This window comes from Embleya sp. NPDC020886 (genome assembly GCF_044333915.1).
In the GTDB taxonomy this organism is placed as follows: Bacteria; Actinomycetota; Actinomycetes; order Streptomycetales; family Streptomycetaceae; genus Embleya.
This window is the reverse complement of record NZ_JBIRRX010000001.1, coordinates 351746-368356: the sequence shown is the minus strand read 5'-3', so window position 1 is coordinate 368356 and position 16611 is coordinate 351746. Positions and strand designations below refer to the sequence as shown.

The window sequence follows — 16611 nt, the reverse complement described above, 5'->3', positions numbered from 1 at the left end:
GACGAGGGGGGCCTTTACTTCGGCTTGACTGTGTGGGGGCATTCGGCTGACAAAATAAGCCAAGCCTAGGCTTGGTTAGCCTTGCCTAATAATTGCCTTTTGTCCCTCTTGTGCATTTCTGCGGGTGCTGGTCCCTGTCGTTCCCCTGCCGGGCCTCGACCCGCCTTCGCTCGTTCTCGTCCCCGGGAGAGTCCATGTCTGTCGTCCGTCGCCGCCCTGCCGTTCGCGTGCTGGGCACCGGACTGTTGCTCGCGTTGCCGCTGGCGCTCACCGCGTGCAGCAGCGACGAATCCTCCGGCGACGCCGTCAAGGTGACCGCCAAGGACAAGTCGTGCGACGTCGGCAAGAAGGACTGGCCGGCGGGCAAGAACAGCATCAAGGTGACCAACAAGGGCAGCCAGGTCACCGAGCTGTACGTCTACGCCCAGGGCGACCGGATCGTCACCGAGCGCGAGAACATCGGCCCCGGCACCTCGGCGACGCTGAACTTCGAGATCAAGGCCGGCAGCTACGAGGTCGCCTGCAAGCCCGGGATGAAGGGCGACGGCATCCGGCAGAAGATCACCGTCGCCGGCACCCCGGCCGAGAAGCCGGTCGACCCCCGCCTCGCCCAGGCGGTCGCGCACTACCGCGCCTTCACCACCGAGACGGTCGATCAGATGTTGCCGGTCGCCACCGAGTTCGTGAACGCGGTCAAGGCCGGCGACGTGGCCAAGGCCAAGGACCTCTACCCCAAGTCGCGCCTGGGCTGGGAGACCATCGAGCCGGTCGCGGAGAGCTTCGGCGACCTCGACCCGCAGATGGACGCCCGCGAGGCCGACCTGGAGCCGGGGCAGGAGTGGTCCGGTTGGCACCGGATCGAGAAGGCGCTGTGGACGACCGGACAGATCACCGACGTGGAGAAGGGCTACGCCGACCGCCTTTTGGCCGACCTCAAGACGCTCCAGTCGAAGGTGGGCACGGCCGAGATCACCCCGACCTCGATCGCCAACGGCGCCAAGGAACTCCTCGACGAGGTGGCCACCGGCAAGGTCACCGGTGAGGAAGAGGCGTTCAGCCACACCGACCTGTGGGACTTCGTGGGCAACGTGGACGGCGCGAAGAAGGCGTTCGACCTGCTGAAGCCGTACGTGGCGGAGAAGGACGCGGCGCTGGCCGGCACCCTGGACGGCGAGTTCGCCAAGATCCAGGGCCTGTTGAACAAGTACAAGCAGGGCGAGGGCTACGTGTCCTACGACACCGTCGACGAGGCCAAGCGCAAGGAACTCTCGGACGCCGTCAACGCGCTCGGCGAGCCGTTGTCCAAGCTGGCCGGCGTCGTCGCCTAGTCATGTCCCACGTCGCAACGGGCGAACGCCCGGCCGCAGCGCGGGGCCGGGCGTGGCACGCCGCCGACCACATCGCACGGGCAACCGCACGTCCATAGGGAGGGCCTCATGACCGAGATCGAACACGACACCGAGACGGTCGAGCCGTCGGGCGACGGTTTCAGTCGGCGGGCCCTGCTGGGCTGGACCGGCGGCGCGCTCGTGGTCGGCGCCGCCGCGGCCGGCGGGGTGGCCACCGCGGTCACCGGGAGCGAGGACAAGTCGTCCGTGCCGACCCTGGGCGCGGTCGACTTCCACGGCGTCAACCAGGCCGGCATCGCCACGCCGGTGCAGGACCGGCTGCACTTCTGCGTCTTCGACGTGATCACCGACGACCGCGCCAAGCTGGTCCGCATGCTTCGACAGTGGACCGCCGCGGCGGCCGCGATGACCGCGGGCAAGGCGATCGGGACCGGCGCGGACAGCGGCGTCCCGCAGTCGCCGCCGGACGACACCGGCGAGGCCGTCGGCCTGCCGCCGAACAACCTCACGCTCACCGTCGGGTTCGGCCCCACGCTGTTCACCAAGGACGGCCGCGACCGGTTCCAGATCGCCGCGAAGAAGCCCGAGGCGCTCGCCGAACTGCCCCTGTTCCCGGGCGACAAGCTCGACCCGCAGCGCTCCGGCGGCGACATCGCGGTCCAGGCCTGCTCGGACGATCCGCAGGTCGCGGTGCACGCGATCCGCAACCTCGCCCGGATCGGCTTCGGCGTGGTGTCGGTGCGCTGGTCCCAGCTCGGCTTCGGCAAGACCTCCTCGACCACGCCCGAGGCGATGACGCCGCGCAACCTGTTCGGATTCAAGGACGGCACGCGCAACATCGCCGGCACCGAGGCCGACCGACTGCGCGATCACGTGTGGGTACCGGCCGGCGAGGGCCCGCAGTGGATGACCGGCGGGTCGTACCTGGTCGCCCGCCGAATCCGGATGCACATCGAGACCTGGGACCGGACCTCGCTACAGGAGCAGCAGGACGTCATCGGCCGGTCCAAGGGCGTCGGCGCGCCGCACGGCGCCACCGGCGAGCACGACGTGGTCCCGCTCAAGGCGTTGCCGGAGAACTCGCACGTGCGCCTGTCCCACCCCGACTCCAACAACGGGGTGACCATCCTGCGCCGGGGTTACTCGTTCGTGGACGGGTCGGACGGGCTCGGCCGGCTGGAGGCGGGCCTGTTCTTCCTGGCCTACCAGCGCGACCCGCGCAAGGGCTTCATCCCGCTCCAGCAACAGTTGGCGGCGAACGACACGATGAACGAATACATCCAGCACGTGGGTTCGGCGCTGTTCGCCTGCCCCGGCGGGGTGCACGGCGCGGACGACTACTGGGGCAAGGCGCTGTTCGCCTGAGTGCCGGTGGGCGCCGCCCACCCCGATGCGTGAAGGGCCCGATCCGCACCTCGGATCGGGCCCTTCACGCATGTGCGCCGGGGTGTGCTCAGGCGGTGGCGGTGGTTTCCTGCGGGGTCGGTGTCCGGGTCTTGGTGCCGCCCTTGGGGAGCAGGAGGAACAGGGCCATGACGGGGACGAGGTAGAGGAGCCAGACGGTGGCCTGCAGGACGGTGGGGTCGGGTTGGAAGTTGAGGATGCCCTTGAGGAGGGTGCCGTACCAGCTGTCGGCGGGGATGGTGTCGCTGATGTCGAAGGCGCGGTCGGTCAGGCCGGGGAGGTGGTCGGCCTCCTGGAGGTCGTGGACGCCGTAGGCGAGGACGCCGGCGGCGACGACGACGAGGCCGGCGCCGGTCCACAGGAAGAATTTGGCGAGGTTGATGCGGACGGCGCCGGCGTAGAAGAGGTAGCCGAGGACGACGGCGGTGGCCAGGCCGAGGGCGACGCCGATCATGGGTTCGGTGTTCTCGCCGGTGGAGCGGGCGGTGCCCCAGACGATGACGGCGGTCTCCAGTCCTTCGCGGCCCACGGACAGGAACGCGGTGAGGACGAGTGCGCCGGTGCCCATGGCCAGGGCGTGGTCGAGTCGGCCCTGGAGCTCGGCCCTGAGGGCGTGCGAGGTGCGTCGCATCCAGAAGATCATCCAGGTGACCAGCAGGACGGCGACGATCGACAGGGAGCCGCCGAAGAGTTCCTGTTGCCTGAACGTCATCTCGGCGGAGGTCAGTTCGAGGGTCGCCTCCAGCGCGACGCTCAGCGCCACCGCGGCGGCCACCCCCAGCCACACGGCCGGCAACGCGTCCCGGCGCTCGCTCTTGACGAGATAGGCGATCAGGATGCTGACCACCAGGGCCGCCTCCAGGCCCTCGCGCAGGCCAATCAGATAGTTGGCAAACACAGGCCACCCCACCGCTCGAACAAATACCGAAAAATTAGGCGAGGCTAACCAAACCATCCGGGGGATCCGGCGTCAATGTGGACAAAGCAAAGCTCGGGTAACGGCGCGCCGCGCCGAATCGCGGATCGCCCGTCGCGGCGCACCGGACGCAACGCGCCCGGTGCGCGGTGTCCGGGTCAGGCGCCGGTGCCGTTGGCGGCGTGTGCGGCCAGCCGCAGGAACGCGCCGGAGAGCGCGGGCGCGGTCAGCGTGATCTGCCACGAACGTGCGCCGAAGGCGCGCAGTACATCGCCGATCGCGTCGGCGGTGGGCGCCGAGGGTGGTGCCCAGGCGAGCCGGCGCACGTAGTCCGGCGCGAGCAGGTTCTCGGTGGGCAGCGTGTGCTCGTCCGCGATGGCCGCCACGGCCGTCTTGGCCGCGGTCAGACGCTCCGCGGCGGCCGGGTCCTTGTCCGTCCACGCGCGCGCCGGCGGCGGGCCCTCGTGCGGCAGCGTGGACATCGGCAGCTCCACCTCGGGCAGCGCCCGGGCCTGCTCGATCGCGGCCAGCCACACGCCGGCCTGGCGTCGGCTGTCCCGACCGGTGAAGCCGGGCAGCGCGAGCAGGGCGGCCACCGACGCGGGCCCGGCGAGTGCGGCCTCGACGATCGCGCTGTCCGGGATCACCCGGCCCGGCGAGACGTCCTTCTGGCGGGCGATGCCGTCCCTGGCCAGCCACAACGAGCGCACGATCGCCAACTGCCGACGGCGCCGCACCCGGTGCAGCCCGGACGTGCGCCGCCACGGGTCCACCCGGGGGGCGGCCGGCGGCGCGGCGGCGATCGCGGCGAACTCCTGCAGGGCCCAGTCGAGCTTGCCCTGCTCGGTCAGTACGGCCTCCAGCTCGTCGCGCAGCTCGATCAGCACCTCCACGTCCAGCGCGGCGTAACGCAGCCACGGCTCGGGCAGGGGGCGGGTGGACCAGTCCACCGCCGAATGCCCCTTCTCCAGGGAGAAGCCGAGCACGGTCTCGACCATCGCGCCCAGCCCCACCCGGGGGAAGGCGGCGAGTCGGCCGGCCAGCTCGGTGTCGAAGATCCGCCGCGGCACCATGCCGACCTCGGCCAGGCACGGCAGGTCCTGGGAGGCGGCGTGCAGGACCCATTCGGCGTCGACGATCGCCGCGCCCAGCCCGGACAGGTCCGGACACGCCGCGGGGTCGACCAGGGCGCTGCCCGCGCCGGCCCGGCGCAGTTGGATCAGATAGGCACGTTGTCCGTAGCGATAGCCCGACGCCCGCTCGGCGTCGACGGCGACCGGTCCCGCTCCGGCGGCGAAGGCGGCGATGGTCTCGGCGAGCGCTCGCGGATCCGCCACGACCGGCGGTACGCCCTCGCGAGGTGCCAGGAGAGGGACCGGCGCCGGGGGGACCGGCGCCGGAAGTTCGGATGAGGTTTCGAAGGAGGCGTCGGTCACCCCACCAAAATAACCCGCCCGTCCACCCGATCGGGCAGGTCCCCGCCAAGGTGGGCGCGCCACGGGCGGTGTACGGCGGTCGGAAACCGTACAAAATCCACCGGCACGGAATATCCGGGACATGCCGGGGCGCCGGATTCGGCCGGCGACATCGGGTTCGGGCGCCCTCGTGCGCGCGGGGCGGGCGCAGGTCGCGCGGCGAGCCGAACCGGCTCGACCGACCCGGGGCCGAGCGCGCCCGGGCCCCGACAGGCCGAATCCCGGCGGGTGGGTCCACCCGCCGGGATTCGGCTCTACCTGATGAGGTGTCCTGATGCTCTGCCGACCTGCGTCAGCTGATGATGCCCGCCCGCAACGCGAGGGCGACCATGCCGGCACGGTCGCCCGTGCCCATCTTGCGGGCGATGCGGGCGAGATGGCTCTTGACCGTCAACGCCGACAGGCCCATCGCCTGGCCGATCGCCTTGTTGGACCGGCCCTCCGCGACGAGGCGCAGGACCTCGATCTCGCGCGCCGAAAGCTCCCGGACGCCGGAGCCGGGCTCCGTCCCGCGCTGTTCCGACGGACGCATGCGGTTTGCCTGGGGCATCCCGTGGTGCATTCCCGCTTGCCGTGCGTGTCCAGGGTTCAGTCCCGCTCGCGCGCCGGTCACGACATAGCCCCGAACGCCCGCGGCAAGCGCGGAACGAACGGCACCGATGTCGTCGGCTGCGGAGAGTGCCAAGCCGTTCGGCCAACCGGACGCGCGCATCTCGGTGAGAAGCGTGAGTCCGGAGCCGTCGGGCAGGTGCACGTCGGCGACACAGAGGTCGCGCGGTGTACCGGCACGGGATCGAGCCTCGGCGATGGTCGACGCCCCGACGACGTCGCGCACACCGAGGGCCCACAGGTGGCGGATGACCGCGTCGCGAACCCGGGGGTCCGCGACGACAACCATTGCCGTGGGCTTGGAAGGACGGTAGGCAAGCAGGTTTGCAGGGTGATCGAGAAGTACCGACACCGGGCCTCCTGCGCAGTGATCGCGATTCCCGAAGAAGCGGCCCGACCAGCTACTCCTTCGGGGTGGTCACCCTGTCCTTCGGCACATATGGCGCCGGCCTTTAGAGGAAGATCCAAATCCGTTATGCGACGTTGACCCGGGTGTGTGACCGCGAGGTCTCGCAGTGCCGACCCGGCGTGTCAGGAGCCGGGTCGGGCGGGCCGGCGCGGTATGGCGACCACGCCTTCGCCCGAGACCAGCGGCGGCAAACCCGCGCAGGTGCACATGAGTTCGGTCCACGCCAGCAGGTGGGGCAACAACTCGTCGTCGGTCGGGGTCCAGGACGCCCGGACCTCGATCTCGGTCCGGGCGATCTGCCCGGAGAGTCCGCCGAAACCCTGCGAGGTACTGCGACTGACGGTGCCGCTGGGGGCCCGATAGGCGGCGCCGACCGCGTGCAGGGACTCGGTCAGCCAGGTCCAGCCGACCTCGGGCAGCAGCGGGTCCATCGCCAGCTCGGGTTCGAGTTCGGCCCGCGTCATGGTCACCACGCGAAACGTCCCCTCCCAGGCCTCGTGACCCGCCGGGTCGTGCAGCAGCACGATCCGCCCGCCCGCCAGTTCGTCCTCGTCCTCGCCCAGCGCGACCTCACCCGCGAACGCCGCCGACCAGGGGGCCAGGCCGCGTGGCCGGGACATCTCCTCCAGCACGATCTCCGGGCGCAGGCTCGCGGCCCGCCATCCGGCCAGCGCCTGCCGAAACTCCTCGGGCTCCTCGGATTCGCCGCCTGCTGCCATGCTTGGCAGCCTAGGCCGCGCCGGGGTCGTCAGGCCCGGGCGACGCGCCGTACGGGGGTGCTCGGTCTGGGCCGTCCGGGTGCGTCTGGGACCATGGCGGATGTGACCGAAACGAGCCTTCCGCACGCCACCGTCCGAGACTCGGCCTTCCTGCGGGCCTGCCGACGTGAACCCGTACCGCACACCCCGGTGTGGTTCATGCGCCAGGCGGGTCGTTCGCTGCCCGAATACCGCAAGCTTCGCGAGGGCACCGCGATGCTCGACTCGTGCATGCGGCCGGACCTGGTCACCGAGATCACCCTGCAGCCGGTGCGCCGGCACGGCGTGGACGCGGCGATCTTCTTCAGCGACATCGTGGTCCCGCTCAAGGCGATCGGCATCGACCTGGACATCAAGCCCGGCGTCGGTCCGGTGGTGGCCCACCCGATCCGCTCGCGCGCCGATCTCGCGCAACTGCGCGATCTGACGCCGGAGGACGTCCCCTACATCACCGAGGCGGTCGGTCAGCTCGTCGGCGAACTCGGCGCCACGCCGCTGATCGGGTTCGCCGGGGCGCCGTTCACCCTCGCCAGCTACCTGGTCGAGGGCGGGCCGTCGAAGAACCACGAGCAGACCAAGGCGCTGATGTACGGCGACCCGCAACTGTGGGCCGACCTGGTCGACCGGCTCGCGCAGATCACCTCGGCGTTCCTGAAGGTGCAGATCGAGGCGGGCGCCTCGGCGATCCAACTGTTCGACTCGTGGGCCGGCGCGCTGTCCGCCGCCGACTATCGCGCCTCGGTGCTGCCGGCCAGTACGAAGGTGCTGGCCTCGGTCGAGCACTACGGCGTGCCGCGGATCCACTTCGGGGTGGGCACCGGGGAACTGCTGCACATGTTCGGCGAGGCCGGGGCCGACGTGGTCGGCGTCGACTGGCGCATTCCGCTGGACGCGGCGGCGACCCGGGTCGGGCCGGGCAAGGCGCTCCAGGGCAACCTGGACTCGGCCGTGGTGTTCGCGCCGTGGGAGGCGGTCCGGACCAAGACCGACGAGGTGTTGGCCGCCGGGCGTGCCGCCGAGGGGCACATCTTCAACCTGGGGCACGGCGTACTGCCCAACACCGACCCCGAGGTGCTCACCCGGATCGTGGCGCACGTGCACGAGGTCAGCGCGCGGTAGGGCGGCGGGTGCGGGCGCCGGTGGTTCTGGGGTCGACGCCCGCGCGCTGCTCGGCGGCGTGGACGCGGGTGCCGGGTCGGTGAGCCGCGGGGCGCTGCCCGGACGGGGCCGACGCGTGGCCGGTTCCGGTCGCCGGGCGGTGTGCGTGAGAGGGTGCGGTGTGGACAGTTCGCCGGTGGTAGACGGTCGTCATGTCGTGGTCGTGGGGGGCGGAATCGCCGGTCTCACGGCTGCCTGGATGTTGCTTCGGGACGGCGATCCGCAGCTCACCGTCACGGTGCTGGAAGGCTCCGCGCGGATCGGTGGCAAGCTGCACGCGGGCACCATCGCGGGCGTCGCGGTCGACGAGGGCGCCGAGTCGATGCTCGCGCGGCGCAGCGAGTCGATCGACCTCGCGCGTGAGGTCGGCCTGGCCGCGGATCTGCAGCCGCCGACCACCGCGAGCGCGTCGTTGTGGACCCGCGGTGCGCTGCGGCCGATGCCGCGCGGCCATGTCATGGGTGTGCCCGGCGACCTGGAAACGCTCGCGTCGAGCGGGGTGTTGTCGGCGGCGGGCCTGGCCCGGATCCCGCTGGACCACGCGCTCGCGCCGCACCGCTACGAGGACGACGTCTCGGTGGGCCGCTATGTCGCCGAGCGGGTCGGCCACGAGGTGGTGGACCGGCTGGTCGAGCCGCTGTTGGGTGGGGTGTACGCGGGCAACGCCTACGACATCTCGCTCGCCGCGGCGGTCCCGCAGTTGTTGCCGATCGCACGCTCCGGCGGGTCGCTGGTCGCGGGTGTGCGCGGGCTGCTGGAGCGTGCCGCCCAGCGGCCGGGCGGCCCCGTGTTCATGGGCATTCGCGGTGGCGTCGGGCGGCTGCCGGTCGCGGTCGCGGGCGCGGTGGTGGCGACCGGGCGCGGCGAGATCAAAACCCGGACCACGGTGCGCGAACTGGAGCGCACGCCGAGCGGCTGGCGGCTGATCACCGGGCCGACGAACGCGCCGGCCGTGCTCGACGCGGACGCGGTGGTGCTCGCGGTGCCGGCGGCGCCCGCGGCGCGGCTGCTGCGGCCGCACTCCACGGTCGCCGCGGTCGAACTGTCCTCGATCGAGTACGCGGGCATGGCGCTGGTCACCCTCGCGTTCCGCCGCGCCGACCTGGCGGCGGTGCCCGCAGGCAGCGGGTTCCTGGTGCCGCCGATCGACGGCCGCCGGATCAAGGCGAGCACGTTCGCGTCGAACAAGTGGGGCTGGCTCGGCGATGCCGACCGCGACACCTTCGTCCTGCGCACCTCGCTCGGGCGGGCCGGCGAGCAGGCGGTGCTGCAGCGCGAGGACGCGGATCTGGTCGCCGACTCGCTCGCCGACCTGCGGGACGCGATCGGGCTGAGCGCCGAGCCGATCGACACGAGGGTCACCCGCTGGGGTGGTGGGCTGCCGCAGTACGCGGTCGGCCATCTGGGCCGGATCGCCTGCGTGCGCGACGCGGTGGAGCGGTTGCCCCGGCTGGCGGTGTGCGGTGCGGCGTACGAGGGCGTGGGCATCCCCGCGTGTGTGGCGAGCGGGACGGCTGCCGCGGCCGACGTCTTGGCGCAGCTCGCCGGGCCGCTTGCCCGCCCCGTGCGCTGACGCCCGGCCCGGGAGAGAGAGAATCGACCCATGACGCAAAGCACCGCGGAGAACACCCCGGAACCGGTCGACGCCGCAGCAGCCGTGATCGACGCCGCTCTCGACGGGGACGTCACCGGGACCGAAGGCGGGCCGGCGCCGACCCGCCCCAAGGCCCGCGACCTCAACCAGGTGATCAGGTACACGATGTGGTCGGTCTTCCGGCTCCGTGAGCCGCTGCCCGTGGACCGGGCGGGCATGGCGGGCGAGGTCGAGCAGTTGTTCGAGCAGTTGCTCGACAAGGACGTCGTGGTGCGTGGCACCTACGACGTCTCGGGCCTGCGCGCCGACGCGGACCTGATGATCTGGTGGCACGCCGAGGACTCGGACGCGCTCCAGGAGGCGTACAACCGCTTCCGCCGCACCGACCTGGGGCGGCTGCTGGAGCCGGTGTGGTCGAACATGGCGCTGCATCGCCCGGCGGAGTTCAACAAGAGCCACATCCCGGCCTTCCTGGCCGAGGAGACCCCGCGCGACTTCGTCGCGGTGTATCCCTTCGTGCGCTCGTACGAGTGGTACCTGCTGGAGGACGCCGAGCGTCGTCGGCTGCTCGCCGAGCACGGGAAGATGGCGCGCGGCTTCCCGGACGTGCGGGCGAACACGGTGCCCTCCTTCGCGCTCGGCGACTACGAGTGGATCCTCGCCTTCGAGGCCGACGAGCTGCATCGCATCGTCGACCTGATGCGGCACCTGCGCGGCTCGGAGACCCGCCGGCACGTGCGCGAGGAGGTGCCGTTCTACACCGGTCGCCGGCGTTCGATCGGCGAACTGCTCGCCGGTCTGGTCTGAGTCACCTCCCGCGCGGCGGTCGAGCCGATCGGGCCCGACCGCCGCGCGGCGTCGCAGGCTAGGACGAGCTGCTCGAACACGACGACGAGCTCGAGCACGAGGAACCGCTGGAACAGGACGAGCCGCTCGAGCACGACGAGCCGCTCGAACACGAGGAACCCCCGCCCGCGCCGCACGAGGAGTTCCCGCCGCACGAGGCGTGGTGGCCGTGATGCCCCTGCCAGTCGGGGCCGTGCTGGTGGTGCCCGTGCGAGTGCTGCGAGCCGTATCCGTCGAATGGCGGGCCGCCCATCCACGGGGCGTCGTTCGAGAACCCGCCTCGTCCGTACTCCCGACGGGCGCGCCGGTCCGCCCACTGCCGGATCGGCCTGCGGAGCCGCCTGCGGATTTGGTGGCGGGTGATGCCCCACACCACGATGACCAAATACGCCGCTACCAAGGCCCAAACCATGCCGCGCCCACCCCCTGTGTGCGATTGCCTGCCGTGCCTACTGCCCGCGCCCCCACGCGCGGCGTGCCAACCACCCGCGCAATCGCCCCCACCGGGACGGCTCGCGCGTCGTGAACACCTCGGCCAACGCCGCCGGCAGCGCGTCCCGCTCGCACAGGTGCGACGCGAAGGCGTGTACGTCCGCGCGGCTGCCGCCCTCCGCCGGTTTCGGGTGCACCAGTGCCCACGTCATGAATTCGCCCGGCCAGCGCGGCCCCAGCGCGTCGGCCAGTTCGGGCACCGCGCGCAGCGCCGAGTCGCGCCGCTTGGCGGCCAGTGCCCGGGCCTGGGTCCGCACCCGCTCCGGATCGAAACCGGCCGGCGTGGGTCCACCCGCCACCAGTGCCGCGAGCAGTTCGCCCTGTTGCCGGGCCAGCCGCTCGCGCGCGCTCACGAGCGCACCGCCGGGCGGGTGAGCACCGCGCGGATCGCGGCCAGTTCGGCGGCCAACTCGCCGGCCGGCGGGAAGTCGGTGTCGCGCTCCAGCAGCACCCGCGGCGGCCGGTGCAGCGCGCACAACATCTCCAGCACCTCCAGGACCGGCGCGGTCACCGGGTGCGCGTGTGTGTCGTGCCACAGGCCGTCGCGCTCGACGCCGCCGGCGACGTGCACGTACTCGACCGCCTCCAGTGGCAGTTCGGCCAGTGCGGCGGCCGGGTCCAGGCCGTGGTTGACCCGCTCGGTGTGCAGATTGGCCACGTCGATCAGCAACCGCACGCCGGTCCGCTCGACCAGCTCGGTCAAAAACCGCGCCTCGCTCATCTCGTTGTCGGGCCAGGTCAGCAGGGTCGCCGGGTTCTCCAGCGCGAGCGGGACCGGCAGCGACTCCTGGGCGATCCGTACGTTCTCCACGACCACGTCGAGCGCGTCCCACGTCATCGGCGCGGGCAGCAGGTGGCCGGCCTCCAGACCGCCTGCCCGGACGAACGCGAGGTGCTCGCTGACCAGCGGCGACTCCAGCGCGCCCGCCACCTCGGCCAGCCGGGCCAGCCGGGCCGGATCGGGCCGGTCGGCACCCGCGAGCCCGAGGGCGACGCCGTGCGGAATCACCTCGACGCCCCGTGCGCGCAACACCCGCAACGACTCGGGCAGGTGCTCGACGCAGACGTTCTCGGCGATCACCTCGACGAAATCGACGCCGGCCAGGCGCTCGATCGTCAGGTCGATCTCCGGCCGCCACCCGATTCCCACCGCTGTCCGCATCTGCCAAGCATGACGGGCACCACGCACGGCGAAACAGGCGGACTTCCCTCGGTTGCGCCGCGCCCACCGGGCCCGGACGGCCCCTAGCCGCCGCAGCCGTCCGCCGTGCCGCCGCAGGAGCCCGCTCGGGCGCCCTGGGGGGACGCGCAGGACGTGTTGCCGCACCACGGGGACTGCGGGTCGCGGCTGCCCGGAGCGGGGGCGTTGCGGCGGAAGATCTCCTTGACCACCGGGTCGGGGAAGCGGTCCAGGCCCCACAGCGCGACCGCGCCCACCCCGTCGGCGCCCAGGGCGGCCACCGCCGCCTCGTCGCGGCGCAGCCGGATCAGCCGGCGCATCATCGGCGCGGTGGGCACCACCCGCTCACCGAACACGCCGAGCAGCAGCAGGCCCGCGACACACGCCTGGATGCCGATCACCGCGAGCAACAGACCCACCCACGGCAGCGCGCTCGCGGCTCCGTCGTCGGCGGTCACGAAGCCCGCCACGGCGGTGGCCACACCCAGCGGGATGCTCGCGAACAACGCCCAGCGCGGCAGCCGGCGCGGCTCCGCGTTCGGCCGCGCGACCAGACCGTCCGCGAACAACGTGGCGCCGATCGCCTGGATCTCCGGCGACGCGGCCACCCGCACGCGCAGTTCGCGCAGCGGCAGCCCGCCGTACCCCTCGTCGAGCACGCGCAATGGTGCGTCCGGCACCGCGCCCGGCTCGGGGGCGCGGGCGGCGACCACCTGGCCGTCCCGGCTCACGTGCAGCGACCCGGCGCCGAGCAGGCGCAGGATGCACACGTCGGCCGCGCGGGCCGCACCGCCGGACACGAACGCGTACTCGGTCGGGCTCAGTTCGGTCAGGCGTTGCCGATCGGCCCGCTTGCCGCCACGCCGGGCGCACCCGATGGCGACGCCGAGCACGAGCGCCGTCCAGACCGAGTACGCGAGGAGTGGCAGCCACGGATTCATGGTCACCAGGCATAGCGGACGAACACCGCCCGAGTGACCCGATGTGAGCTTTGCCGCACCGGCCCGAAGCAGGTTTGCCGGCCGGGCGATCGACCCTGCGGCTGGATCAGCCCTGCGGGTCGGGTTCCAGGGTCAGCGAGATGGAGTTGATGCAGTAACGCTGGTCGGTGGGCGTCCCGTAGCCCTCACCCTCGAAGACGTGTCCCAGGTGCGAGCCGCAACTCTTGCAGCGCACCTCGACCCGGGTCATGCCCATCGACGAGTCCTCGATGTACTCGACCCGGTCCTCGGCCAGCGGCGCGTAGAAGGACGGCCAGCCGCAGTGGCTGTCGAACTTGGTGTCGGAGCGGAACAGCTCGGTCCGGCATGCCCGACAGCGGTAGACGCCGGTCGTCTTGGTCTCGGTGTACTCGCCCGTCCAGGCGCGCTCGGTGCCGGCTCGGCGCAGCACCCGAAACTCCTCGGGGGACAGCTCGGCCCGCCACTGGTCGTCGGTCTTCTCGATTTCGTAGGCCATGTTCACATCCAACACCGCACGGTGCCGCGACGTTCCCTCGGGGACGTCGCGGCACCGTGCGGTCGGCCCGGCCGGCCGATGCTCAGCGCGGGGCGTTGTTGCGGTCGCGGATCGCGTCCAGGATCTCCGGGCCGAGCAGGGTGACATCGCCCGCGCCCATGGTCAGGACCAGATCCCCGGGCCGGGCCAGCGCGGCCACCGAACCGGCGACGTCGGACCAACTGTGCTCGGTGCGCACCAGGCCGCCGTTGTCCAGCGCGGCGTGCGCGATGATGTTGCTGGTCACGCCCGGCTGCGGGTCCTCGCGGGCGGCGTAGATGTCCATCACGACCGCGATGTCGGCGGCGGCCAGCGCGCGGCCCATCTCCACGCCCAACTGCTGGGTGCGGCTGAACAGATGCGGCTGGTACACCGCGATCACCCGGCCCGCGCCCACCGCGCCGCGCGCGGTGGCCAGGTCGGCGGCGATCTCGGTGGGGTGGTGGGCGTACGAGTCGATCACCCGGATGCCGCTCTCCTCGCCCTTGAGCTGGAATCGGCGGCGCACTCCCTGGTACTTGCCCAGGCCCTCGGCCATCCGCTGCGGCTCGACGCCCAGGGCCAGGCCGACCGCGAGCGCCATCACCGCGTTGGAGGCGTTGTGCCGGCCGGGCACCGCGACGGTGAACACCAGGTCGTCCTCGACGGCCTTGCCGCGCACCGTGACCCGGCTGCCCAGGCCGAGCGACTCGATCTCGACCAGGCGCAGGTCCGCGTCCGGGTGCTCGCCGACGGTGACCACCCGCAGCAGCGGCAGGGACACCGCGAGCCGCTCGCGCAGGGTGCCGGCGCCGGCGTCGTCGGCGGACACCACCAGGGTGCCGCCCGGGGTGATCCGGGCGGCGAAGATCTCGAACGCCTCCAGCACGTCCTCGAGCGAGCCGTAGTTGGCGTGGTGGTCCAACTCGACGTTGAGGACGACCGCGACCTCGGGCGCGTACTTGTGGAAGCTGCGGTCGCTCTCGTCCGCCTCGGCCACGAAGATGTCGCCCGAGCCGTGGTGGGCGTTGCTGCCGGCCTCGTTGAGGTCGGCGCCGATCGCGAAGGACGGGTCCAGGCCCAGCGAGGTGAGGCCGACCGCGAGCATGCTGGTCGTGGTGGTCTTGCCGTGGGTGCCGGCGACGGCCACCGAGCGGCGCCCGTCCATCAGCCGGGCGAGCGCGTCCGCGCGGTGCACGATCGGGATGCCCCGCTCGCGGGCGCGCACCAGCTCGGGATTGTCCGTACGGATCGCGGACGACACGACCACGCAGGACACGTCCTCGGCCACGTTGGCCGCGTCGTGGCCCACGTGCACCGTGCAGCCGAGTTGGCGCAGCGCGAGCACCTGGGTGGAGTCCTTGGCGTCGCTGCCGGAGACCCGGGCCCCGCGAATCGCGAGGATCTTGGCGAGCCCGGACATGCCGGCGCCACCGATGCCGACGAAGAACGGGCTGCCGAGGTCGACGGGCTCGGCGGGGGGTGCCATGACGCGGGCTCCTTCGAATCGTGGGACCCGGGCGGTTCGGCGCGGGCTCCCGCGATTGTGTCAGCTCACGTCGTGTGCGAAGAGCTTGAGCACCGGGACACCCACGTTCTGCCGGGCCCGCGAGGCCCAGTCGCGGTGGAAGACCTCTTCGATGAAGTGCGGGTCGGTGAGCACGATCACCTCGTCCGCGTCGTGCCGCTCGACGATCTGCTTGAGCGTGTCCAGCGGGTCGCGCCCCGGGGTGGTCTCGCCCACCGCGTTCGCGCCGGACGCGCGCAGGGCCGCGACGCTCGCGTCCAACGTGCGGCGGGCGGCGGTCGCGCCGTCGTCCGGGTCGGGCTTCTCGTCGATGTCCTCGGCCGCCTCGTCCAGGCGCACCAGGGCCACGTCGTCCAGGGCCTGGAGCAGCTTGCGATGGTCGGCCTTGCCGGGCAGGACCACCACGAACGAGGTCTCGACGCCCTCGTGCAGGCTGGTGACGAACTCGACGTCCGCCTCGTTCAGGACCTTTTCGATGAGCAGCACGATCGTGTACACGCAACACTCCTTGATCCGGATGATCCAACCGCCGGGGCGGGTGTCTGTGCGCCGTCCGCCCAGGAGACCACCCTCCCACTCTCTCGGTCGGCGACCGTCCACGAGCGCGGGATATCGGCCGCCGGGCACGGGCGCGCGGGTGTGCCGGCGAGGCTCACGCCCGCACGTAGCGGGTGAACAGCGAGCCGTCCTCCTCCAGCACCGACACCGGGCGCATCGACAGGCCGTCCGGAAGGGCCGGACCGGCCAGGATCCGGTCGGCGGGACCGGCGGTCAGCAGCGGGCTCACCGTCAGGCACAGCTCGTCCAGGCGACCGCACGCGGCGATCTGGGCCAGCACGTGCGGGCCGCCCTCGGTGAGCTGCCGGGTCAGGCCGCGGGCCGCCAGTGCGTCCAGGGCACTCGCGAGGTCGACCCGGTCCCGTCCGGCGACGAGCAGGTCACCGTATTCGCGGGCCGCCGCCAAGCCGTGCGGTGCGGCCTCCTCGCAGGTGATCACGATGGTCGGGGTGACCGCCTCGGTGAACAGCGGCGCGGTGAAGTCGATGGCCAGGCCGCGCGAGACGACCGCGATCACCGGCGCCGGCGGTTGCCCGGCGGCGGCGCGGGCGGCGGCGTAGGCCGGTTTGGGCTTGGGCGGCCGGTAGCCCTCCTTGCGGACGGTGGCCGCGCCCACCACCACGACGTCGGCCAGGCCGCGCAGCACCCCGAAGATGCGCTTGTCCGCCGGTGAGGACAGCCCCGCGGACAGGCCGTCGGGTGCCTGCGCGGCGCCGTCGAGGCCGGCCACCATGTTGGCCCGCAGCCAGGTTCGGCCGGGCGGATAGGCGTACGCCTCGACGAGGTCGACGTCGGGTTCGGCAGGGGCGCTGGGTACGGGAAGGAGACGGCGCATGCGACCGAGTTTTGCACGCGTCGT

The 16611-nt window shown here is 72.2% G+C and carries 15 protein-coding genes and 1 pseudogene; 5 read left to right on the top strand and 11 right to left on the bottom strand.

Annotation, left to right across the window (positions count from 1 at the left end; all coding sequences use genetic code 11):
* The first annotated feature begins 194 nt into the window (after positions 1 to 194).
* Together efeO and efeB are read left to right on the top strand one after the other, a co-directional pair.
* Positions 195 to 1328, top strand: coding sequence for an iron uptake system protein EfeO (gene efeO / locus ACH4U8_RS01565; protein WP_360317479.1), 1134 nt, complete (start codon positions 195 to 197; stop codon positions 1326 to 1328).
* Positions 1329 to 1436: 108 nt separating this feature from the next.
* The gene (gene efeB, locus ACH4U8_RS01560; protein ID WP_395775519.1) at positions 1437 to 2714 is read left to right on the top strand and encodes an iron uptake transporter deferrochelatase/peroxidase subunit; all 1278 of its coding nucleotides are present in this window, start codon (positions 1437 to 1439) and stop codon (positions 2712 to 2714) included.
* A gap of 88 nt (positions 2715 to 2802) precedes the next feature.
* Here efeB and efeU read toward each other — a convergent pair whose 3' ends face one another.
* The 4 genes from efeU to ACH4U8_RS01540 all read right to left on the bottom strand — a co-directional run bounded on the left by efeU (position 2803) and on the right by ACH4U8_RS01540 (position 6881).
* Positions 2803 to 3651, bottom strand: coding sequence for an iron uptake transporter permease EfeU (gene efeU, locus ACH4U8_RS01555; RefSeq protein WP_395775518.1), 849 nt, complete (start codon positions 3649 to 3651; stop codon positions 2803 to 2805).
* A 176-nt stretch (positions 3652 to 3827) separates the two neighbouring features.
* Positions 3828 to 5105, bottom strand: coding sequence for a ribonuclease D (locus ACH4U8_RS01550; RefSeq protein ID WP_360317671.1), 1278 nt, complete (start codon positions 5103 to 5105; stop codon positions 3828 to 3830).
* 331 nt (positions 5106 to 5436) lie between these two features.
* Positions 5437 to 6105: a response regulator transcription factor gene (locus ACH4U8_RS01545; RefSeq protein WP_078974877.1), complete on the bottom strand. Its 669-nt coding sequence runs from the start codon at positions 6103 to 6105 to the stop codon at positions 5437 to 5439.
* A 179-nt stretch (positions 6106 to 6284) separates the two neighbouring features.
* Positions 6285 to 6881 (bottom strand): DUF3000 domain-containing protein, encoded by a 597-nt coding sequence (locus ACH4U8_RS01540; RefSeq protein WP_360317673.1) that lies wholly within the window; start codon positions 6879 to 6881, stop codon positions 6285 to 6287.
* Positions 6882 to 6974: 93 nt separating this feature from the next.
* Here ACH4U8_RS01540 and hemE point away from each other — a divergent pair, with 93 nt between their 5' ends.
* The 3 genes from hemE (at position 6975) to hemQ (ending at position 10479) form a co-directional block, all read left to right on the top strand.
* Positions 6975 to 8039: a uroporphyrinogen decarboxylase gene (hemE, locus tag ACH4U8_RS01535; protein WP_360317675.1), complete on the top strand. Its 1065-nt coding sequence runs from the start codon at positions 6975 to 6977 to the stop codon at positions 8037 to 8039.
* 160 nt (positions 8040 to 8199) lie between these two features.
* Complete coding sequence (hemG, locus tag ACH4U8_RS01530; RefSeq protein WP_360317677.1) at positions 8200 to 9651, top strand: protoporphyrinogen oxidase; 1452 nt, start codon at positions 8200 to 8202, stop codon at positions 9649 to 9651.
* Positions 9652 to 9681: 30 nt separating this feature from the next.
* On the top strand, positions 9682 to 10479 hold the full coding sequence (gene hemQ / locus ACH4U8_RS01525) for a hydrogen peroxide-dependent heme synthase (RefSeq protein WP_379992588.1): 798 nt from the start codon (positions 9682 to 9684) through the stop codon (positions 10477 to 10479).
* Here the strand turns inward: hemQ and ACH4U8_RS01520 are convergent.
* The 7 genes and pseudogenes from ACH4U8_RS01520 to ACH4U8_RS01490 all read right to left on the bottom strand — a co-directional run bounded on the left by ACH4U8_RS01520 (position 10428) and on the right by ACH4U8_RS01490 (position 16587).
* Positions 10428 to 10631, bottom strand: coding sequence for a hypothetical protein (locus ACH4U8_RS01520; protein WP_380020526.1), 204 nt, complete (start codon positions 10629 to 10631; stop codon positions 10428 to 10430). The two genes, hemQ and ACH4U8_RS01520, sit on opposite strands and share 52 nt — an antisense overlap.
* Before the next feature lie 336 nt (positions 10632 to 10967).
* Positions 10968 to 12172 (bottom strand): annotated as a pseudogene (locus tag ACH4U8_RS01515) (DUF692 domain-containing protein).
* 83 nt (positions 12173 to 12255) lie between these two features.
* Positions 12256 to 13131, bottom strand: coding sequence for a TIGR04222 domain-containing membrane protein (locus ACH4U8_RS01510; RefSeq protein WP_395775984.1), 876 nt, complete (start codon positions 13129 to 13131; stop codon positions 12256 to 12258).
* A gap of 106 nt (positions 13132 to 13237) precedes the next feature.
* On the bottom strand, positions 13238 to 13648 hold the full coding sequence (gene msrB, locus ACH4U8_RS01505; protein ID WP_020549426.1) for a peptide-methionine (R)-S-oxide reductase MsrB: 411 nt from the start codon (positions 13646 to 13648) through the stop codon (positions 13238 to 13240).
* Between the two features lie 82 nt (positions 13649 to 13730).
* Positions 13731 to 15155, bottom strand: a complete 1425-nt coding sequence (murC, locus tag ACH4U8_RS01500; RefSeq protein WP_360317685.1) for a UDP-N-acetylmuramate--L-alanine ligase — start codon at positions 15153 to 15155, stop codon at positions 13731 to 13733.
* Positions 15156 to 15215: 60 nt separating this feature from the next.
* The gene (locus tag ACH4U8_RS01495; RefSeq protein WP_360317687.1) at positions 15216 to 15692 is read right to left on the bottom strand and encodes an indole-3-glycerol phosphate synthase; all 477 of its coding nucleotides are present in this window, start codon (positions 15690 to 15692) and stop codon (positions 15216 to 15218) included.
* Positions 15693 to 15846: 154 nt separating this feature from the next.
* On the bottom strand, positions 15847 to 16587 hold the full coding sequence (locus tag ACH4U8_RS01490) for a dihydrofolate reductase family protein (RefSeq protein ID WP_395775517.1): 741 nt from the start codon (positions 16585 to 16587) through the stop codon (positions 15847 to 15849).
* Between the last annotated feature and the right edge of the window lie 24 nt (positions 16588 to 16611).